Below are 21,921 nucleotides of genomic sequence, written 5' to 3'. Positions count from 1 at the left end.
AAAATTCATGCTCCAGTTTCCTCGTGCTCATGTGTAGCAGATTTACTGTGGACGGTTCCCGACTTCACAAGCTTTGAAACATATAATCTTGCCCAGACGAAGATGAACAAAGAACCCAGTATATTACCTGTGACCATTCCCCACCATACGCCAATGAGTCCCATATTCAGGCTGAAGGCAAAGATCACAGCAAACAGAGGAACAAATATGAGAGCACGCAGTATGGAAGCAAAGAGCGCATTCATACCTTTACCAACACCCTGAAACAGAGAGGAAGAAAGCAAACCCAGAGAGACGGTAGGATAGAATATGCAAATGATCCTTAAGAATACAGTAAGATCATTTGTGATGTGTGATGCGCTTTCTGAAAGCGTGAATATCCACGCGATCTGAGGTGCCAGGATAAAAGTGAAGAAAGCTATCACCGTTTCCACTATAAAACCTACTTTCATGGCGTATATGTGTGTGAAAGACACCTTGTCATAGGAACCTTCACCATATGAGAAACCTGCAAGTGTTACAACTGCTGTGGCAATTCCTATTAGTGGAGCAATGGCAATGGTAACAACACGCCATCCTACAGTATAAACTGCAACACCATCGGTATTGCTCACAGCAATTATGATGACATTCATTATGAGCATCATTAACGCCATTGATGTCTGTTGCACTGATGCCGGTACACCAACACGGAAAATATCCCTGAGAATTCCTTTTTCAAAATGGAAGTCCTTGAAATCAAATGTGATGTAAGTATCTTTTCTGAAGAACAGCCAGTTCACCATCATAACTGCAGTAACTGCCATTGATAGAACTGTTGCCCAGGCTGCACCGGAAACACCCATATTCAGCTTATAGATGAATATAGGATCAAGAATTATGTTTAGTACTGAACCGAATATCATGGCATTCATAGCTCTTTTGGTGTCACCTTCACTACGCAGTATGGCATTTGCAACGTTGGTGAAGAATAGGAGGATACTTCCACCAAAGATGATCTTACCATAGGCACTTGCCATTGCAGTTGTTTTTCCTGCACCTATGAGAACGAATATTGGTTCAGCAAAAGTATACAGAGGTATTGTGAACAGAGCTGAAAGTATCAGCATCAGTATCATTGTGTGAACTGCAACATTATCAGCCCCGCATTTATCCCTTGAACCAAGTCTTCGGGATATTGCAGAACCTGCACCTACACCGAGACCGTTTGACAATGCGATTATAGCAAAGAAGAACGGGAAAACAAAACCAACTGCTGCAAGTGCATCAGCTCCAAGTCCTGAAACCCAGAATGTATCTACTAGGTTGTAAAGTGTCTGGACAGACATTCCAAGCATCATTGGCAATGCCAGTTTGATCATTGCTTTTTTAGGGTCGCCCAGTATGGCCTTCATGCCGGAGGTGGTTTTTCCAAGCCCTGCTTTTGGCTCAGAGTTATCATTAAAGTTATTATCAGTCATTAGAAGCCTTCCTTATTTCGTTTTCCGAAGCAATGTTCATTGCCGCCTTTTCCACAAGTGAGATGAACATAGCCTTTTCCTCATCATTGAAACCCCGAAGCAGTACATCATTGAGATTAGCACCTATTTCCATCAGTACAGGAGCCATTTTCTGACCCTCACCGGTAAGATAAACGCAATAGGCACGCTTGTCGTTAGGGTCGCGTTTTCTGATCACATAACCCTGATCCTCAAGCTTATTCAACGAACGGGTGATCGTTGCCCTGTCGTATCTCAACATATTTGCAAGCGATTCCTGACTGACACCGTCATGGTGAAGCAGGCGCATGAAAAATGGAAACTGACCACTTCCCAGACCGTATGCATCCAGTTCATTTGAAAGATAGATATTGATAGACCTGAAAAGGTGTGAGATATCACGGCCTATACATTCGTTTTTTCCTATGCATTTGCAGGAATAGTCGTTAAGATCTGTATATTTAGGATCAGAAGTCATTAAGGTCACCATAATGTTGCTATTGCAATTATTGCAAACGCAATTGTTGCATATGCAACTAATCTATAAAAGCGTATGCCATATGAAAAAAGGAAGATAGATCAATCAACAAAAAGTTCAACGCCCATAAGCTCAAGGAAAATCTCTTCCAGTGACGGGACTATAGTGCGCATTTCAACAATGTCGCCGCCTTTGGAAGCAACCCATTTAGTTGTCTGGTTTACCACATCAATATCGTTTGTGATGACAACATAGCTTCCATCGACTTCTTTGATCACTTCAGAGATAGTATAGTCCGTAACGTCATCAACCTTGAACTCAAGCCGATACTGGATCTTTCCATACTCTTTCCTGATCTCCTCAGCAGTGCCAAGTATCACAAGTTTTCCACCTTTTAAGATCAGTATCCTGTCACAAAGACTTTCGACCTGGTACAGGTTGTGAGCAGTAAATATGATAGTCTTGCCGGATTGTTTCAAAGAGCGAACATAATCCGTAATATACCTGGAAGTCATAGGATCAAGACCCGAGGCAGGTTCATCATAGATAAGAACATCAGGATCATTGATAAGTGAGCGCGCAATGGCTACCTTACGCTTCATACCTTTTGAAAGATCACCTATCTTCTTGCCGTCAGGGTTGAGGGCAAGATCAAAAAGAAGCTCACGTATTCTCTTCTTCGCCTGGTCTTTAGGAACACAGTATAACTCAGCAAAATACATCAGATAATCGTCTACTTCCATGCCCTCGTAAAGAGGAGACTCTTCAGGAAGAAATCCAAGGAATGATTTAATTTCAACGGCATCAGTGGCTATGTCCAGACCTTTCATGTGGATTGAACCGGTTGTTGGCCTGATAAGACTGCTAAGCATTTTCAGAGTGGTGGTCTTACCTGCACCGTTTGGACCAACTATCCCGAAGATCTGCCCTTTTTCCACAGAGAATGAAAGGTTATCAACAGCTACAAAATCGCCATATTCCTTGCGAAGTCCTTTTACTTCGATAATTCCAGGTTCCACACTTAGACTATGAACCTTACTATATATAAATCCAATTATAAAATAAAATAGAGCATAGTTGGATAACAACTATGCCAGTAAGACCTTCAGACCTTATACATATGCACATCCATCTGTGGGAATGGAATCTCGATATCTTGAGCACCGAATTCTGCATGGATAGCTATTGTAAGATCATTCTTTACACCCCAGAAGTCTGAAGTGTTAACCCATGCACGAAGCTGTAAATTCACTGATGAATCTGCCAGTTCTGTAGTTATAACTGCAGGAGCCGGGTCAGTGAGCACACGGGAATCCCTTTTGATAACATCCAGTGCGATCTTAACTGCATTGGAAATATCAGTAGAATAACTTACACCTACGTCAACAGCCACCCTCCTGGTTGGCATGCGGGTAACATTTATGATAGGACTACCCCACACAAGTTTATTAGGCAGGGTTATGAACTGGTTATCAGGTGTGAGAAGTTCTGTTGCCATAATACCAACGGCATGTACTGTACCTGACATACCATTAACTGTTACGTATTCTCCTTTGTCAAGTGGCCTGAGGGATGCTATCCACACACCTGCGGCCAGATTGTTCAGTGAATCCTGCATACCGAATCCAAGAACTAAACCGATAACTGCGGAAAGTCCAACTACAACGGAACTTATGTCAACTCCAAGTGCACTGACAACTGCCAGAAGCACACCCACGTATAACAGGGCACGCAGGAAGCGCACAAGGAATTCAACAATCAGTTCAGGAAGCTTTGTCTTTTTCAACCCGTTGCGGAACATACCTGAAAGCACTCCCGCAATGGCAATACCAGCAACAAGCACTACCAGGGCAAACACAATATTTGCCACGGTGATATTTGTGTAAGGAATTACCTGAGATAAAATATCTGCCATTTATCACAACTCCACTAAATAATAAAAACTATCAATAAATAGTGGGTGATTTGATGCATATAACTCTTTTTAATTTTAATAATTTTAATATACAGTATTTTTATGAAATAGATATTAATATAATAGATTACTAATAAAATACTATGCCAGGCTGGTTAACTATCGCAAAATGGGAGTTGATGCGATCAAAACTTAAATTTGATGCGCGCTCAATAATCATGCTCATAATATCACTCATACTTGTGATAGCCGCATCCTACGCTGCATCACAAACCGGTATGAGCATGAACCAGAAGATATACCTTGTAGCTTTTTCCCAGCCGGACGTGCAACCAATTATCCAGACAGATCAGCGCTTTGACTACATGCTTGTGGATAGGTATGAGGCAACCGTATACTATGAATACGGAGCGGACATGGCCATTATCGGCAACAATGTCTACCTGGGCGACACCAGAAAAGCTGCATCTGCAGGTGACGCACTTGAAAATACATTCAAAGAGTACAGAGAGATCGTACTCAGCTCATATAATGACATTAACAATACCCATCCGGTATGGGTCACCGTCCATGACCTGGAAAGACCTCAGGACTTCCAGCTTGCAGGAGCCACAAATACACTGGATGAGCTCAGCAGAGGTTACAACAGGACTGCGGGACTTGATAACGTACCCGGCGGACGTGAAGCAACAAGTGGCACTGGCAGCGTAAGGACCGGTTCATCAACAATATCTCCCGAAGACATCGAGGCACTTGATGCCATGCAAGGAAAAACCTTCTTTGAGAGGCAGACCATTGCAACACCATCAAATTTCAACCCACCTGTTCCTTTTACAGCAATACTTTACGCATTTTTGTTCATATTCCCGATATATTTCGTATCACAATTCTATTCCACCAGCCTGATGGATGAGCGTACCAACCGCAAAGGAGAACTTGTACTTATAGCACCGCTTAAAAGCAGGGATGTAGTTATTGGCAAGACCGTACCGTACCTTGTAATAACAATGGCTATCCAGGCAGCCATAACCCTGTACATACTCAAGATGCCATCTACACTTGCTGATGTGGAAAGAGTTATCCTGATACTGGCTGCAATATTACCGGTGATACTACTCTTTTTCGCACTTTCTTTTTACAGCGCAATCCTCTCAAGGAGTTTCAAGGAACTCACATTTGCAAGCGTCTTCCTTTCAGTAGTGATATCAGGATACCTGTTCTTCCCGGCAATGTTCGCTAACATCCATGCAATAAGTTCCATTTCCCCGATCACTTTGATAGTCAGGCTCATTGAAGGGGAATCAGTGCCCATGAACACATACCTGTTCTCCACATTACCGTTCTATCTTGTGGCTGGGGCTGTGTATGCATTCGGAACTTCCATCTTCAGGGAGGAGGACCTGTTCACTCAGAAATCAATTGGCTCAAAGATAATAGACTGTTTCGAGATGTTCCTTTCATACCGCTACGGCTCTGTATTTTTCCTCAGCATCATCTTCATCCCTGTAGTATATATGACACAACTCATGCTCATTGTGATGCTCTTCAACCTGCCTGTCCCATATTCGATACTTGCAATGATCATATTGTCAGCACTGGCTGAAGAGATAGTCAAATCCATAGGAATCTATACACTTTTCAAGAGAAAGATAAGTGAAATAACATTCAAAAATGCAATTCGCCTGTCAATACTATCCGGTGCAGGATTCTTTGTTGGAGAAAAAGCCGTTGCTGTACTTACACTTGCACCTATTGCAAGTTCAGCTTTCGGAACAGTAATGACAATGGGTGCATTGCTACTGGTACCACTGCTTCTGCATGTAACAACCATAATTATCAGTTCACTGGTAATGTACTGGAAGGGACCTGATGCCTATAAATATGCAGTAGTGGCTGCAACAATCTTCCACACCATATATAACATGACAATCCTCAGGGGGCTGTTATTCTGAGAGATACCGGAAACTCGTGCAGGAAAATGAAAACTGTGGCGAAGAAGGAATTCAAAGACCTCCTTACAGAGAAAACCTTCATACTTGCAATTATAATCCAGCTTTTCATAGCATCATTCTCAACGTTCCTTGTCATAGGACTGACATCCTTCTATGACCCAACAGCACTTGGAAATGTTGACTTTGAAGGAGTTAACATCGGAGTTGTGGGAACTCATGATGATGAACTCTACAACATACTGATAGAAAACAATGTGCATACTTACCTGTACAATGACTTCATTCCAGCCTATGGAGACTTCTTTGACCGGAAAATAGATGCTATCATAGTAACTCCCCTTGGAACAGCCGAAGGCACAGATCTGCTCAATGTTGACATATACCTTCCTAAATCGGAAATAAAGGCTACTGTCATATCACTCCAGCTGAAGGAATCGCTGGAAGAATACGAACAGAGCGTCAGGGATGTCAGGACACAAAGACTTCCGGGATATTCACCTATAGAGTTCAATATCATTAAAAGAGGAGTGCATGCTTCATCAACATTCTTTGAATTCGTTTATGTGGCACTGCTGCCACTACTGGTATTCACACCTGCTTTCATTTCCGGTGGACTTATAATTGATTTCATAACTGAAGAGTATGAACGCAAAACAATGGACTTGCTTCTTGCATCGCCAGCATCTTTGCTTGAGATCATAAGCGGCAAAGCCATACTTGCTATTCTTATCGTACCACTGCAATCATTTGTTTGGATGCTGCTTTTGTCCATGAACCGGATATCCATAAGCCATTCGCTTCAGATTTTGCTGATAGTCACACTCATAGCATCCGTGCTTGTTTTCTCAAGTACCATAATTGCGGTGTTCTTCAAAGACAGGGGTGTAGCACAGCTACTGTACTCACTTATGTTGATATTCCTGTTCATGTCATCGTACCTGTTCACAAATTCCCCACTTAACCTTGTGACACGGCTTTCCATTGATAGTATCACTGCAATAGAAAGCTGGACATGGACCGGCATTTACCTGTTACTGGCACTGTTCCTATATCTGGCAACGATGCTGGTTATCAAAAAAGACCCACATAACATTTAAAGAAATACATAGATGATAATGATGCGACTGATCAAGCTGCTTTTACTGACCATTGTCCTGATAGCATTCATAAATTCCGCAAATGCCACTTCGATAAGAGAAGAGGACATATGGATATTCCAGGGTTCTTATGAACTTGGTATAGGAGAGAGAGCATACCTTGAAGGATTCACTGTCAAGTTAAATGATATTAGCAATGGAACCGTGCCCACTGCAACCCTGCTGATATACAGCAACTCTGTTTATATGGAAGCTTTTGAAGTGGATGCAGGAGTCAACAATGAACACATCTATGATGGTGAGTTGAAGATCAATGTTGTCTCAATAGAGAATAACAGAATTTCCCTGAATATATATAAGCATAAATCCGAACTTGTGTGGGTCACAGACATCCCAAAAACGGCATTCAAAGCTGGTGATTCACTATCAGGAAATGATTATCGCATTACCCTTAAAGCAATAAACGGAAGTACAGCAGATCTTGTTGTCAGGGTTGGCGAAGAAGAGTACCAGAGAACTTACAATAGTGGTGATTACGAAAAGTTCTCAGAAGATTTCATGATCAATATAGTATACATCAATATGGACACACAGGAAGTTTTCATTGAAACACTCAAGCCTGGTGCGCCGCAGATCCGGATCGATGTTGGAAATCTTCAGGAAAGCTATGAACCAAATGATTATGTGGAATACGAACTTGTGGTCACCAACAATGGAACAATACCTTTGCATGGCATCATACTTACCACTGAATGTGATGATGGCGAAGTAGAACTTGTAACACAGCAACATTCCATACTGGACCCGCAGAAAAAGAAAAAGTTCCAGATACGTATAAAGCCTTATATTGAGCCTGTTACCAGAAATATCACGATCACTACCAGTGTAGAAGGATATGACTACAGGGGAAATAAATACAACAACCAGATAAAAACAGAAGCAACTGTCAATTCATATATTTCCATTGAGAAGAAAGTAACCTCAAAAGAAAAGACATCAGATAATCCTGAATTTGGAACCGAACAGTATTTCCAGATCAATATCACAGTTACCAATAAAGCAGATTTCCAGACCGCAGTTACGGTTACCGATGTTCTTCCACCTGAATTCATTCCAAATGATATTGAAAATGCTGAATGGTCAATGGTGCTTGCTGCAGGAGAGACAAAGACCATAGGATATTTTGCATCCTCTACAGAACCCGGAAATTTCACCTTTGAGCCTGCCACAGTTGCCTGGAAAGATAGCGGCGAAACTTATACGATGCAATCCAACCCGATAGAAGAAACATTCCATGTAAGTGGTTCCAGGGTCATACTCCAGAAAGAAATAAGTTCCAGCTACATGGTTGTGGGAGAAACTATTGACATAATACTCAAAGTCACAAACGAAGGTGACAGGGATATAGACATCTCATTCAGGGAAACTATACCTGATGAGCTCAGTTACGTTGTCGGAGAAAGAGAATGGCATGGAACACTTGCAGCAGGAACAACAAAAGAGTTCAGATATACTGTAAAGGCAGAAAGAGCCGGGGAATACTATCTACCTGAAACAGAACTCAGTCTTACGGATGAGAATGGCAAAAAAGAGAATATGGTTTCAGATGAGCTTTTCCTTTACATTGATGATGCACCTACTGAGGTCGATGATCAATACTACGAACAAACATACAATCAACTGGATGCATCGGCTTCGTACCCCAGTGACACATCTGTTGCAGACCCGGATATTACAAGCATAGAGGTCATGAAGTTCCTTGTTTCATCTTTTGTAAGCCTTTTAGCTTTAATTGCAATCGTGCCGACATTCGCATATTTATTTATATCCAGAGTATATAAGTAATGAAAAAATATTAATCAGGAATTGAGTATGAATATTGCAGCGTTTATAGGATCTTCAATGCTTTTTGCCTTGTTTGTAATTGTAGTGCTCTTTGTCCTGATCAATATGTCATCCAGGCTTGCACTTATTATTTTGCTGGTGATCCCTCTTGCATTTATTTTCGTGATACCGGACATATCAATTGCTTTTCTTTCCATCCAGCAGATGTCGCTGGCTAACGGTCTTGTACCGGTGAATAACTTCCACATATTGCTTATGATCTGGTCCACCCTCATTGGAGTTATCCTGTACACGGAATTCCTGACATGGTATCTTGGAAAGGGGATGAGGATGAAGAAAAATCCGGACGGTACAATTAAAACCGGAGTTTCTGCAAAACTGGATAAGAGCGTGTACGATGCTATTGAAAACTTCAAAGATATCCTTAACCGCAAAAAATGATGGCCACAAAAGTGTTATGTAAACAGCACATCTTTTAAAATAGACTTATGCGGGGGGGTGTTCCTGAACACCGAAGAACTAATGGAAAACAATGATGAGATAGAAACTGCGGCTGAGGATTTTAAACCAAAACCCTGGAGAGCCGGACTGTATTCCGCAGTGTTTCCAGGACTTGGCCAGATGTACAATGGAGACTTTGGCAGAGGCTCTTTTTATTTTGTCCTGGCTTTCATACTGATAATCACATCCCACCTTATATTACCATTATTCATTTTCATTGCATTCTGGTTATACAACATACATCAGGCTTACAGCTATGCCAGAAGTTTCAAAAAAGGTATCAACAAAGATGAATAGAAATGTGAGAAAGGAACGCAATATAACTAAAAGAACCTAAAAAAGAAAGGAGTAAATCACTCCCTTATGCCGGATTATTCCTGTTATATGGTGCTGCTGCCAGTGATGAAACACCACTTGCTCCAATTGAACCGTATACAGGCTGTGTTGGTGCAAGCCATACGGCACCTGATCCCTCGAATGTCTGAAGAAGACCTTCTCCTGATGTAAGCTTTCCTGCAATTCCTTTGCCTGATCTTTCAACACTGAATTTTACGGAATCAGACCTGAGAAGAGCAAAGTTACCGTCAACCTGAAGACGCTCGTTGTCAAGGTTATATTTCAATATTTCAGACATAGGTACAGGGCTTTCAAGTATGCATGTACCAGTTCCGCTAATCTTTGTCTGGAACCATCCTTCACCGCCGAAAAGACCTGCTGTGATATTCTTCTGACTTGCAACGCCTACTTCAAGGCTTGATTCTGCGCAGTAGAAAATGCCTTTGTCCACTATTATAGAACCATTGTCAAGGCTTACAATAATAAAATGACTGAAACTTGGTTCAAGGAATACCTCGCCGGAACCTTTGTAAAGCGGATTGAAAGCAGATTCGTTCGTGAGCTTGTTCTTGATCACCTTCTTTGCAAGACCACTAACACCGCCTATGTTTGCATCACATGTGATATTACCTTTCTGGAAGTAAAGAGCTCCAGGCTCAACGATCACGCCGCTGTTGTTCAATGTGACCTTTACCTGCTTAAGGGTCATGCCTGCCTGCTGTATATAGTACAGGTGCCTTGCAAGTGAAGGGGCCTTGCTTCCTGTGAGAGATTTATACTCTATGATCTCTGCTTTAAAATTTCCTTTATCGACACTGTCAAGAACGTTGATGTTGTTATAGAATTTACTTTCCGCCATAATACCACATCCAAGTGAGAAATCACATTAAGGTAAATTAACCTTGCTTTGTAAGCGAATAATATATTAATACACTACATATAAATATATCTAAACTGTTTGCTGAGAAAATGTACTCAAACCCAATAAAACACGGCCATCAACCGTACAAGATCGCAGTTATACACGGCGGTCCCGGAGCACCCGGAACTGTGACTAACATGGCCGAACAACTTTCAGATAAATACAGCGTACTGGAACCTTTGCAGACTGCCATGAGTGTTGACGGGCAGATAAATGAACTCAGGTCGATGCTTAAAAAACATGCTAAATTGCCAGTGACACTGATAGGACATTCATGGGGAGCATGGCTGGCTTTCATGTTCACTGCGCGTTACCCTACATATGTCAGTAAGCTAATTCTTGTGGCCAGTGGACCATTTGAGGAACATTATGCAAGGTTGATCATGTCCACCAGACTGGAAAGACTTGGTGAAAGCGGAAGACAGGAATACCTGCACCTGAGTACAAGTATGAATAATACTGCTGTGAGCAATAAGAATGTTGCCTTTGCAAGATTTGGAAAACTCATTTCTGATGCTGATTCCTTTGATCTGGAATCAATGTGGGAAATTAATCCGACATTTTGTCATGACTGTTATAATCTCAATAAAAGAGTATGGGAAGAAGCCGATTATCTCAGAAGATCAAAAAAACTACTGAACATGGGAAGAAATATCCATTGTCCTGTGGTTGCCATACATGGAGATTATGACCCGCATCCATACGAAGGAGTAAAGGAGCCTCTCTCAAGAACACTTGAAAACTTCAGGTTCGTCCTGCTTGAGAACTGCGGTCACTATCCGTGGCTGGAACGACATGCATCCACAGAGTTCTATCGGGTTCTGGAAAAAGAGCTTGAAAGTTGAAGAAAAAAAGGAAAAAGAGGCAGATGAATGATCATTCATCAGCAATATTGTGGTAGTAATATTCGCCCTTGGATTTCTGTTCCCTGTCAAGTCTTGAATCCTTTTTGTTGACCCTCGGACGGGAAGTATCTTCATCACGCCTGAATGTGATATCCAGATTTGCCAGGAACTTGTTCATACCGTCCTGCATGCTGGAAGGCTGGTGTGCCTTACCATAGACCGCCGGTTCACCTTCAAATACTATGAGACGCTCGCTCAGCATATCTATCATGTAAATGTCGTGGTCAACGACCATTGCGGTCTTACTATTGTTCTCGGCGAATCTCTTGATGACCTTTGTTGCCATAGAACGCTGTTCTACGTCAAGGTGGGCACTTGGCTCGTCAAGAATATACATATCAGCATCCTGACAGAGACATGCGGCAATAGCAACTCTCTGGAGTTCTCCGCCACTGAGCTCTGTGAGCATGCGGTCGTAGAGTCTTTCAATGTTCAGTGGTTTTGCGATCTCGGTCTGGAAATAACTGCTATTGAATTTACTGGAAAGACCACCAAGGAAATAGCGAACCTGCATCGGACTGTCAGCTTTGATGTACTGTGGCTTGTATGCGATCTTGATGTCATGGTCAAGCTTTCCTTCATCAGGCTCTATCTCGCCTGCAAGTATCTTGACAAAAGTGGACTTACCAATACCGTTTGGACCGACAATTCCCAGAACTTCGCCTTCCTTCAGTGAACCACCATCAGTAGAAAGTGAGAAACCTTCGCCGTATTTTTTGGAGAAAGCATCATAGTCAAGAAGTGTGTTGATATCGGTCTCAACTCTTGGAGGGTGAACCTCAAACTTAATAGCTTCAGGTCTTACACGCACGTTCTCTTCTGGAAGGAAACCTTTAAGATACTGGTTAATAGCAACACGCACGCCTTTTGGATGTGTGATCACACCATATCCACCAGGCTCACCATATGCCACATGAACTGCATCAGCAAGCATGTCAAGTATTGCAAGGTCGTGTTCTACAACAAGAACTGCTTTTTCCTCAGATATTTCCTGAATAAGCTGCGCGGTATTAATACGCTGGTAAATATCAAGATAGGGACTTATTTCATCAAAGAAGTAGAAATCAGCATCTTTGGCTGCACAGGCTGCAATGGCAACCCTCTGTAGTTCACCGCCACTGAGTTCTGTTATCTTGCGGTCCATTACATGTGAAAGGTTAAGGCGTTCAATAAGTTCAGGAAGCTTGCCTCTTTCGTCGGTCTTGTCAAGAAGCTCACTTGTCTTGCCCTTGAAAGCCTTTGGGATCATATCCACATACTGAGGCTTCTGTGACACTTTTATGTTGCCGTCAACTACGTCACTGAAATAATCGTAAAGAGCTGTTCCTGCATAGTGATCAAGCACCCTTTCCCAGTTGCTGTTATCCTCTGAGAAGTTAGGAACAAGAGTTCCGGAAAGGATCTGTACTGCGGTACTTTTACCTATACCGTTGGGACCAAGGATACCAGTTACTTTTCCAACCTGCGGGATCGGCAGACCATACAACGCAAAACCATTCGGGCCGTACCTGTGTGTTGGTTCGGTAAGTGCTTCCGGAAGACCGATTATCATAATAGCTTCAAACGGACACTTGTGGACACATATACCACAACCTACGCACATCTCTTCTGAGATTATTGGTTTTCCGTCATCTCCAAAGATTATGGTCTCATCGCCCGTTCTCACACGGGGACAATATTTTTCACATTCATGACTGCAGCGTCTTGGCTGACACCTGTCTTTGTTCAATATGGCAATTCGCATGTAAGATCCCTGTCAATAAAATAAAATGAATAAAAGATAAAAATAGAAGATCAATTCAGAAGCAATGTCCATGTTACAAGACAGAAGTCAATAACAATGAACTCAACATAGAACCAGTCCTTAAAACCAAACTCTTTGGGCTTTATCTTGAACAGAGGGAATGAGAGTTTCATGACATAGAAGGAGATACCGACTATGAACATCATTATAACATACCATTTCACGGTTGGGTCATCACCTACACCAAGCTGCATATAGGCAATTATACCCGCTACCATACCTATAATAGCAGCAACTGCCGTTTTGATGATTCCCTCCTTATGAGCCTGCTTCTTTTCCTCCGGTGTTCTCATTTTAAACTGTGATCTCCCGTGGGATGAAGTAGGAGCTGGTTGCGCATCATCAGCGGGTTTTACTTCTTTTTTGGCCACTGATGGCTTTTTGTTGGATGATTTTGACAAATTGATCTGATCTCCTGGTACAACTTGGATAGTGTGGGTACTATAAAATCAAGTACTTATATAAATGTTTATCCTGCCAGAGAGAACTTCATACAAATTCATTGCTCAGGACATTTTCGATCTTATCAATTGAAAGTGCATTAAAACCGATTGAATCGAGGTGTTTTGCGAATCTTCCCGGACGATGACCGTTAGGGTGGTAGACAACCGTAAACTCGGGATCAATGTTTTTCACCATATTTACAAGCCCACGCGCGTCAAGATGGTCACTTATCTGGATTGCAGGATAGCGATAATCGCTGCGTCCTGTCATTACGAATTTAGAAATATGGGATGGCAGCTTGTCCAGATCCCAGGGAGGTACTATACTTATACTGTCACCGCAGCAGTTGCCAAGATATTCAAGTTCCCCGGCATTTTCAAGAAGAGTTCGTGTAAGGGAGAGAGACTGGTCATCCATTTCGATGACACCATCATAGCCAAAACCTCTTAGCAGTTCCACAGCTCTTTGAGCTTTGCCGAATGCATAGGCTCCAAAGGCAATTGAGGAATTGTCCCTGAAAGCGTTCTCAAAACCTTCCAGATCGTCATCAAAATAACATGTTGTGTCACCGGGATCTCCGTAGTTGGCTTCGGTTATCAGAAGATCACATTCCGGAAGCATGGAAGCGTCTTTTACATCACCTGTGACAAGTATGCGTGTTCCAAGCTCATTTTCCCACATAAATGCCACTGAGCCAACCGTATGGAAATTAGGGAATGTGTGAACTTTTACAGCACTTACCTCAATAGTTTCCCCGACTTTGAATGTCCTGCCTGCGTACTTGCGATCATGACGAATCTCAAGTGCAATAGCGGTCTTTTCAGAACAGACTGCACGGTCAGAAAGCATTGCGGATTTGCCGTTGTGATCTGAATGCGCATGAGTGATAAGATAAGCATCAGGTTGCTGGTATTTTGCAGGAGTACGGGTTGTGTCAATAGAAAAAGTTACAAGTTCTCCTTCGGTTGACCTGAATTTTATAGAAAGATGGGGTTTGAATGAACCGCGGGAATTCTTTTCCCTGAAAACCATTACACCAAGATCAACCAGTTCTTTCAATTCCTGTATCCCTCGAGACTGGAATGATCTTAAGCTATTTACGCTTTTTCAAGAAAAGATAAAAATAAGCCGGTCATAAGTGACCTGAAAACAAAAATAAAAAACGAAAAGCAGGTGCTTAAAGCACCTTTTTGAGTTCCTCAAGGAGGATTCCTGAGGTAGTAAGGCCTGTGAAGCGCTTTACCATTTCCCCGTCTTTAAGGATGATAAGCGTAGGTACTGCCTGAATACCATATTGTGCTGCAAGGCTCTGGTTCTGGTCTACATCAACGACCTTCACTTCGATCTGACCTGCAAGTTCGGCTTCAACTTTTTCAAGATGAGGCTTCTGCATCTTACAAGGTCCGCACCAGGTTGCACTGAAATCTAGAAGTTCCACTTTGCTCATATTAATACACCTCTTTTATTGTATAGTCGATGAATAAATTATTTTTACTTATCGATACAAGAATGCACAACTATAGGAAAAGCTTTTCCTAGTACTAATTTGTCCCCGCAAATTATGCGTCTCTTTTCGACGGTAATGCACTCTGTACACACAACCATGGCGATTATTTAATATAAAGTTTTCGCTTAACTTATATATCTAAATTCTACGAATCTTTGAAGTGAGATCAAGCGGTTTGGCATAATACGGAGCAGTGGTCACAATAAAGTCAACATGCTTTGCATAATCAGAGACCATTCCAAGATCAATTCCACCTACTCCAACCTCAAGCTTTGGATTCAGGGCACGTAACTCCGGAACAAGGCTTTCCAGCTCTTCCGGACTGTAATGGTCAAGCAGGAGCACATCTGCAACCGGAGCTGACTCGAAAGCTTCCTCTCTTGTCCTTGGTTCTATCTCTATCTTGCGCATGGCCCTGAGCTTTACACGCTTTTCCATGATATCGAGGTGATTCTGTGTGATAAGAATTGAATCACTGAGAGAGTTGCGGTGATGGTCTCCTCCACCTATCTTTACCGCTTTAAGCTCATATTTCCTGAATCCCGGATGAGTCTTGCGGCTTGTTGCCACCATTATGTCAGGGTTTGATTTTCTTGCAAGTTCAACAGCAAAACGTGTTTTTGATGCAATGGAACAGACCATTGAAAGGAATGTCTGTGATATTCTCCAGAGTTTGAAAATAGTCGGGAGATCACCCTGAGCTTCAAATATAACATCATTCGGATTGAACTCGGCACCATCTGCAACCATGCTTACGACTTCGAGACCATTTTTCCTGTAGAAAGCTGCAAGGTCATCCATGCAGGCCGCAACACCATGTTCTCTTGATTTGATACGAAGCCTTCCATTGCCTTGAATCTCAAGAAGTTCGGTAGTCTCATCTCCGTATGGGCAATCCTCTGCAAGGTAAAGGTCAAAAAAGTCTATCATTTTGTCACCTGACAGAATAATGGCGTGGATGATTCATAACTATTACTATTTTAAAAAGAAATAATAAAGAAAAATAAGAAAGGAGGATTCAGTCCTCCAGTGTGGAAATGTCTCCGGGATCCTGGCCAAGTTCCTGTGCTTTGAGGAGACGCCTCATTATTTTTCCGCTTCGGGTCTTTGGCAGGGATTCCACGAACTCGATCTCTGATGGAATGGCTATTGGGCCGAGGTTCATTCTTACGTGATAGACAAGTTCCAGTTTGAGTTTATCGCTGGCATTGTAGCCCATACGCAGAATGATGAAAGCCTTGATGGAATCTCCCTTGAGGGGGTCTGGTTTTCCGATTACTGCTGCTTCTGCGACAGCCTCATGGGAAACAAGGGCACTTTCAACTTCTGCACTGCCGATGTTGTGACCTGCAACGATCAGGACATCATCGGAGCGTCCGAGGATCATGATGTAGCCATCCTCATCCTTTACAGCAAGGTCACCTGCTGCGTAATAGTTACCAACAGTACTCCAGTACTGGCGATATCTCTCATCGTTGTTGTAAACCGTTCTCATCATGGAAGGCCATGGCTCCTTAATAACAAGGAAACCACCTGTTCCGGCAGGAACCGGTTCTCCATTCTCATCAACAACATCTGCAACGATACCCGGAACCGGACGGCCTGCAAAACCTGGCTTCATAGGCTCACCGACAGCTGTTGTGAGCATGTGCATTCCGGTCTCGGTCTGCCACCATGTATCAAGGATCGGACACTTTTCCTTACCAATTACACGATAGTACCATTCAAACGCCTCAGGGTTGAGAGGTTCACCGACAGAGCCCAGTATCCTCAGTGAGCTGAGGTTGTACTTTTCAGGCCACTCTTCACCCATTCTCATAAACATCCTGATTGCAGTAGGTGCTGTATAGAATATTGTAACATCGAACTCCTCTATCATGCTCCACCAGATTCCAGGGTCCGGATAATCAGGAGTAGTCTCGGATATGAGGATAGTAGCTCCCATGGAAAGCGGACCATAGACTATGTAACTGTGACCGGTGATCCATCCCGGATCTGCCGTACACCACATGACATCGCTTTCTTTGAGGTCGAACATATTCTTTGTTGTATAATATGTACCGACCATGTAACCGCCACATGCATGCACGATTCCCTTTGCAGGACCTGTTGTACCACTGGTATATAGAATGAACAGCGGATCCTCGGAATCCATTACCTCTGGTTCACATTCCTTTTCGACATCTTCCATTATCTCGTAGAAATCGACCTCGATCTCAGAGAAAAGCTCCATCTGAGGTGTCATTCTCCTGAGGACAACGATTTTCTCAACACTTGAAGCATTAACAACAGCCTCATCTACAAGAGACTTAAGGTCAATTCTCTTTCCACGTCGCAGACTTGCATCAGCAGTAATGACTATCTTTGCCTGTGCATCCTTTATCCTTGAGTGAAGGGCATTGGCACCAAAACCACCAAAGACAACGCTATGTACAGCACCGATGCGTGCACATGCAAGCATTGCTATGATCTGTTCAGGGACAAATGGCATGTAAATACAAACACGGTCACCTTTCTCTACTCCCAGGGACTTGAGACCATTGGCAAATCTCATAACCTCACGGTAAAGCTGGCGATATGTGAGAACGACTTCCTCACCGTCATCGCCTACCCAGATGATAGCTACCTTGTTCCTCTTGCCGTTCATCACATGCCTGTCAAGACAGTTGTGAGTGATATTCATTTTAGCATTGGTAAACCATTTTGCGTGTGGATGGTCCCATTCCCTGACCTTATCCCATTTCTCAAACCACTCGAGTTCTTCAGCAACGTTTTCCCAGTGTTTTTCAGGGTCTTTAAGGAATTCATTATAGGCAGTTTCGTAATCGCCTATCCATGAGTTTTCTTTTACAGAAGGATCAGGAAGATAACTTTTCCCATCCAATTTGACATCAAAATTTTCAGACATGTTTACTCCATCTATAATCAATAATCGTTATGTTTCTTTCATGACCTCAAGTTATCTCAAGGCCTTGAACCAATACCTGCAGAGCAACCGTCTCATGTCATTTTGAAGAACAAACAAAGGTTCCAGATGAAACCCCGGGACATGAAAGGGACCGCGTTGAAAGAGCAATCTATAGTTAGTCACTCCTCAATCATCATGTATAATCATGATAATAATATATACCTATTTTGGTCCCTACGTAAATAACAGATCATAAAATCAGACAAATAAGTATGAAAAAATATGAGAAACTTACAGATAATTACCTTAGTCACATTAGCAAGTAAATAGCAGGGATAGGATACACATAGAATAATCTATGGATGGATTTAAGTCTGAGATAAAAAGAGAAAAAAGAATTATGATGAGAGTGCCAGAATTGCTTCTGCCAGATCACCGTTGGCATTTTTCAATGCTTCACGTGCCTGATCCTCAGAAACACCCGTCTGCTCTGCAACGAGCCTCACATCATCATCAGGTATCTGGACTTCCCTGGCGACCTCTTCCGGAGTGCCGACTATCTGATAAGTATCCACACCCTGAGCATTCATAATAGAGACATTGGCATCGTTAAAAACGATATCCTTTGCAGGAGTCCTGATGATAACCTGTTCAACGTCATCGATCTCAGTGATGTTTATACCCATCTGTTTCATCATCTGCTTAACTTTTGCAGGGTTCATTCCCCTGCCACCTATTCCCGGAAACATGTAATCACCTTATATGATATTGTTCAATAGGCCAGATAAATGTTGCTTAACAGCAACCGCCACCACAGGATGAGCTGTTGCAGCCACCGCCGTTATTGTTATCGATGATAAAGCCCTTGCCGGAAGGACCATCTACGTAATCGATCTTTGCTTCTGAAAGACCATCTGCATCGTCCTTGTTCATGACGATCTTGAGTCCTTTGTCCTCAACTACAAGGTCATGTTCTTCACTGATCTCGTTCTCAAGTGACATGCCATACTGCACACCGCAGCAGCTCATGCCTGCAATGAAAATCCTGAGAGCGTGATCCTGTTTGTCCTGTTCCTCAAGCAGTGATTTTAATTCAGCTGCTGCTTTGTCAGTTACTTCTACCATTGTTGATTCCTCATTATTTGTTTGAAATTGATACAAGGTGACTACCGGGTAATCCTTTATATGTGTTTTTGATATATAAGTTTATTCGTATCGATACGAACTTTTTACCCGCCTGTCAAATATATAAAGACTATACGAATTCGACATCATCGTCAACAGGATTTCGCAGAACCTCACCACTTGAAGCGTTGATCTCTACAGAATTTCTCTGACCTTTGACTTCCCATACAGGCACGTAGACAAGTTCTACATTAAGATTAATATCTGATGCTGCTGGCTTAAACCTTTTGTGTTCGGAAATTATTGCATCACCCTTAGTATCATCAAAACGCAGGTCGCGTGTATATTCCTCTATGATACCATCTAGCAATTCCTTAGTAGCCTCATCTTCAGTGGTCGCTGGCATCTTGACATCATATTCCACATTTGGAACAACAACGGTCTTCTGGATATTCTGAAGGCTCATTTCCTCCTGATTTCCATTCAGAGCATTGATATAACCTGAACCATCTCCAGAGATATCTATGATCTTGGAACGGTAACGTTGTTCCACATTAAGTGAGTAACTGTACATCCAGAAAGGTACGAATTTCAGTATTGCTGCATTGGCACCGCGTATATGGGGAGCAGCTAAGGAGTAAGCCTGATCAAGGGAGATATTCACCGGTGGAGAGTGAAGGCTCATAACTATTGGTTCCTGGGAAACTGGTTTCTCCACAACTGGAATAGGTTCCGGGATAAATTCCTCTTCATGTTCTTCTTCCGGTTCATCAAATGCTTCAGATACATAAGAGCCTTCAGGAGCCAGCTCCACAGATGGAGTAGATGCACGAGGGCGATAATACTGAACTTCCATGGGCTTTTCGTTCTGAATAAGCGAAGGTCTTGGAGGACGCGATGCCAGAGATTCTTCCAGGGCTTTTTCTTCCACATGAGGAGAGGAACCTGTACCAAATATCGCATTGATAGCCTCTTTTGCAACCTCATCAACACTGCTGGAAGCAGGCTTCTTTGTACATAGTACATCAAGAAGTTGAAGATCCTTAGTAGTTCCTTCCATATCCGCAAGTATCGCCCTGCCGATCCTTACAGCCATATCGTCACGGGTCCACACGGTCAGGCCGATGTCTCGTGCATTGATTAAGAATGAGTCAGTGACTTCGCCTGCCAGTATGTAAAGACCCTGGCCTTCTGTGACCTGGCTTTTGAAGTTCCTTATATCTTCAAGATCAGGATCGTATGAAAGTTTAATATGTGTCTTTGAGCCGTCCTTTTCGGCTATCAGGTCAAACCTGAATGATTCGGACATATCATAGCCCGTTGATATGAAGATATCCCTCAAAATTCGCACTAGTTCCTGTTTCATTATGATCATTATCCATTTTGCCGATTAACTAAAATAGCTTTCTGTGAATAAAAAAGTAAAGGTAAAAACACCCTGAAAAAGGTGGGTATCAGAGGACACGGGTAGTCGTTTCAAGTTCAATTCCTTTATGAGTAACCATATAAGATATCGTTCTGTTAGGAACAAGCATTCCACGCATCTTGCGTATCATGATATTCCTTTCGATCTCACTTCCACGTTCCTTGATCCTGAATTCGATAACACCGTCACAAATATGACGCAACGTGTTCTCCGTGATGGAATCATGCATCCCGCTTGTCATTAGTATAAGTTGGATAGCCCCTGTTGCCTTTCCAATAGAAGAGATCATTTCAATAGCTTCTACCACACTGTTAAGGTTGTAAGCACGCAGAAAATATGATATTGAATCAATAACACCACGGTATTTTTGAGTTCTTGGCTGTTTCACTGTTGCCTTAAGCAAACCCATTGAATCAATTCCTTTTTTGAGAAAATCCTTGGCTGAGAGATCGTTGGTGAACTCTTTAGGAAGAACGCTGTAGAATCTTGGAAGATACGCATCCACAAACTGGAGCTGACCATCCTCCACAAATTTTTCTACATCCCATTTCATGTCCTCCATCTCATGAACTATTTCCTGGGCCGGGTGCTCTGAGGTGAAATAGAAGACATCTTCATTGTTCAGAAGACCACCATAAACAAACTGCTGGGCAAACATGTCGGAGTTTGCCCCCGGTTCTGCAAGAATTAGAATAGTTGTTCCCGGAGGAACTCCTCCTCCAAGCTGTACATCAAGTCCGCCTATACCCGTAGGGATTCTGAATCCACCTGTACCATCAAAACTGTAATCCATTGTTTGACCCCTGCTAATAAAAATATTTAGATTTAATTTATCAGGAATTATATTAATACAGATAGATAATAGTATTTTATAGTATATAGCAATTAGTGGTGCACATGATAAATCTCGATGATCTGAAATATGACAATGGTCTCATCCAGGCCATCGCACAGGACAGTAATACTAAAGAAGTGCTCATGTGCGCTTTCATGAACAGGGAAGCACTTGAGAGAACAATTGAAACTGGGATCGCCCATTACTGGAGCCGCAGCAGGCAAAGTCTCTGGAAAAAAGGAGAAAGTTCAGGTCATACCCAGAAAATCATAGAGATTCGTATCGACTGTGACTTGGACGCTGTACTTATGCTGGTCGAGCAGACAGGAGGAGCATGTCACACTGGATTCAGATCATGTTTCTACAGGACAATCGATGGAAACGAAGTCGGCGAGAAAGTTTTCGACCCGGAAGATGTTTACTGAGAACATATGCATAATTGA

Annotated in this window: 22 protein-coding genes; 7 read left to right on the top strand and 15 right to left on the bottom strand. The window is 42.5% G+C overall.

The annotated features are described in order from the left end of the window. Positions 1-5: 5 nt before the first annotated feature. The 4 genes from BLP52_RS13515 to BLP52_RS13500 all read right to left on the bottom strand — a co-directional run bounded on the left by BLP52_RS13515 (position 6) and on the right by BLP52_RS13500 (position 3,871). On the bottom strand, positions 6-1,460 hold the full coding sequence (locus BLP52_RS13515) for an MATE family efflux transporter (RefSeq protein WP_091711016.1): 1,455 nt from the start codon (positions 1,458-1,460) through the stop codon (positions 6-8). Next, entirely contained in the window at positions 1,453-1,956 is a 504-nt protein-coding gene (locus BLP52_RS13510) for a MarR family winged helix-turn-helix transcriptional regulator (RefSeq protein ID WP_162272992.1), read from the bottom strand. The genes BLP52_RS13515 and BLP52_RS13510 overlap by 8 nt, the downstream gene beginning before the upstream one ends. A 101-nt stretch (positions 1,957-2,057) precedes the next feature. After that, entirely contained in the window at positions 2,058-2,975 is a 918-nt protein-coding gene (locus BLP52_RS13505; protein WP_238380844.1) for an ABC transporter ATP-binding protein, read from the bottom strand. 86 nt (positions 2,976-3,061) lie between these two features. Beyond that, the gene (locus tag BLP52_RS13500) at positions 3,062-3,871 is read right to left on the bottom strand and encodes a mechanosensitive ion channel family protein (RefSeq protein ID WP_091711014.1); all 810 of its coding nucleotides are present in this window, start codon (positions 3,869-3,871) and stop codon (positions 3,062-3,064) included. Between the two features lie 179 nt (positions 3,872-4,050). On the opposite strand from BLP52_RS13500, the gene BLP52_RS13495 reads away from it, so the two are divergent. From BLP52_RS13495 to BLP52_RS13475, 5 genes are read left to right on the top strand one after another with little or no spacing between them, the layout of a single operon-like run. After that, positions 4,051-5,823 (top strand): ABC transporter permease, encoded by a 1,773-nt coding sequence (locus BLP52_RS13495; RefSeq protein WP_238380843.1) that lies wholly within the window; start codon positions 4,051-4,053, stop codon positions 5,821-5,823. A gap of 26 nt (positions 5,824-5,849) precedes the next feature. Further along, on the top strand, positions 5,850-6,920 hold the full coding sequence (locus BLP52_RS13490) for an ABC transporter permease (RefSeq protein WP_091711012.1): 1,071 nt from the start codon (positions 5,850-5,852) through the stop codon (positions 6,918-6,920). Positions 6,921-6,938: 18 nt separating this feature from the next. Further along, positions 6,939-8,765 (top strand): COG1361 family protein, encoded by a 1,827-nt coding sequence (locus tag BLP52_RS13485; RefSeq protein ID WP_154717892.1) that lies wholly within the window; start codon positions 6,939-6,941, stop codon positions 8,763-8,765. Between the two features lie 21 nt (positions 8,766-8,786). Next, positions 8,787-9,206 (top strand): hypothetical protein, encoded by a 420-nt coding sequence (locus tag BLP52_RS13480; protein WP_202905796.1) that lies wholly within the window; start codon positions 8,787-8,789, stop codon positions 9,204-9,206. 57 nt (positions 9,207-9,263) lie between these two features. Next, positions 9,264-9,563 carry a hypothetical protein gene (locus BLP52_RS13475; RefSeq protein WP_154717891.1) on the top strand — a complete coding sequence of 100 codons (300 nt, stop codon included), beginning with the start codon at positions 9,264-9,266 and terminating at the stop codon, positions 9,561-9,563. Between the two features lie 64 nt (positions 9,564-9,627). Here BLP52_RS13475 and BLP52_RS13470 read toward each other — a convergent pair whose 3' ends face one another. Next, positions 9,628-10,461, bottom strand: coding sequence for an AIM24 family protein (locus BLP52_RS13470; protein ID WP_091711009.1), 834 nt, complete (start codon positions 10,459-10,461; stop codon positions 9,628-9,630). Between the two features lie 110 nt (positions 10,462-10,571). On the opposite strand from BLP52_RS13470, the gene BLP52_RS13465 reads away from it, so the two are divergent. Further along, positions 10,572-11,369: an alpha/beta fold hydrolase gene (locus BLP52_RS13465; RefSeq protein ID WP_091711008.1), complete on the top strand. Its 798-nt coding sequence runs from the start codon at positions 10,572-10,574 to the stop codon at positions 11,367-11,369. Positions 11,370-11,400: 31 nt separating this feature from the next. On the opposite strand, the gene BLP52_RS13460 is transcribed toward BLP52_RS13465, so the two are convergent. From BLP52_RS13460 to BLP52_RS13415, 10 genes are all read right to left on the bottom strand, one after another. Further along, the gene (locus tag BLP52_RS13460) at positions 11,401-13,173 is read right to left on the bottom strand and encodes a ribosome biogenesis/translation initiation ATPase RLI (protein WP_091711007.1); all 1,773 of its coding nucleotides are present in this window, start codon (positions 13,171-13,173) and stop codon (positions 11,401-11,403) included. Between the two features lie 50 nt (positions 13,174-13,223). Continuing rightward, complete coding sequence (locus BLP52_RS13455; RefSeq protein WP_091711006.1) at positions 13,224-13,634, bottom strand: EMC6-like membrane protein; 411 nt, start codon at positions 13,632-13,634, stop codon at positions 13,224-13,226. Positions 13,635-13,722: 88 nt separating this feature from the next. Further along, positions 13,723-14,736 (bottom strand): MBL fold metallo-hydrolase, encoded by a 1,014-nt coding sequence (locus BLP52_RS13450; RefSeq protein WP_394328640.1) that lies wholly within the window; start codon positions 14,734-14,736, stop codon positions 13,723-13,725. 118 nt (positions 14,737-14,854) lie between these two features. Then, on the bottom strand, positions 14,855-15,124 hold the full coding sequence (locus BLP52_RS13445; protein ID WP_091711005.1) for a thioredoxin family protein: 270 nt from the start codon (positions 15,122-15,124) through the stop codon (positions 14,855-14,857). Positions 15,125-15,322: 198 nt separating this feature from the next. Next, positions 15,323-16,114, bottom strand: coding sequence for a beta/alpha barrel domain-containing protein (locus BLP52_RS13440; RefSeq protein ID WP_091711004.1), 792 nt, complete (start codon positions 16,112-16,114; stop codon positions 15,323-15,325). 88 nt (positions 16,115-16,202) lie between these two features. Then, positions 16,203-18,092, bottom strand: coding sequence for an acetate--CoA ligase (acs, locus tag BLP52_RS13435; protein WP_091711003.1), 1,890 nt, complete (start codon positions 18,090-18,092; stop codon positions 16,203-16,205). 398 nt (positions 18,093-18,490) lie between these two features. Continuing rightward, the gene (locus BLP52_RS13430) at positions 18,491-18,841 is read right to left on the bottom strand and encodes a nascent polypeptide-associated complex protein (RefSeq protein WP_091711002.1); all 351 of its coding nucleotides are present in this window, start codon (positions 18,839-18,841) and stop codon (positions 18,491-18,493) included. A 46-nt stretch (positions 18,842-18,887) separates the two neighbouring features. Continuing rightward, positions 18,888-19,217, bottom strand: coding sequence for a HesB/IscA family protein (locus tag BLP52_RS13425; RefSeq protein WP_091711001.1), 330 nt, complete (start codon positions 19,215-19,217; stop codon positions 18,888-18,890). 130 nt (positions 19,218-19,347) lie between these two features. Further along, complete coding sequence (locus tag BLP52_RS13420; RefSeq protein ID WP_154717890.1) at positions 19,348-20,583, bottom strand: hypothetical protein; 1,236 nt, start codon at positions 20,581-20,583, stop codon at positions 19,348-19,350. An 88-nt stretch (positions 20,584-20,671) separates the two neighbouring features. Then, a complete protein-coding gene (locus BLP52_RS13415) occupies positions 20,672-21,436 on the bottom strand; it encodes an RAD55 family ATPase (protein WP_091710999.1) in 765 nt (254 codons plus the stop codon). Positions 21,437-21,540: 104 nt separating this feature from the next. On the opposite strand from BLP52_RS13415, the gene hisI reads away from it, so the two are divergent. Then, entirely contained in the window at positions 21,541-21,903 is a 363-nt protein-coding gene (gene hisI, locus BLP52_RS13410; protein WP_091710998.1) for a phosphoribosyl-AMP cyclohydrolase, read from the top strand. The last annotated feature ends 18 nt before the right edge of the window (positions 21,904-21,921 follow it).

It is taken from the genome of Methanolobus vulcani (assembly GCF_900100715.1).
Lineage (GTDB): Archaea > Halobacteriota > Methanosarcinia > Methanosarcinales > Methanosarcinaceae > Methanolobus > Methanolobus vulcani.
Note: the sequence above shows the minus strand (reverse complement) of the source record. Positions and strands in the feature narration are given on the sequence as shown.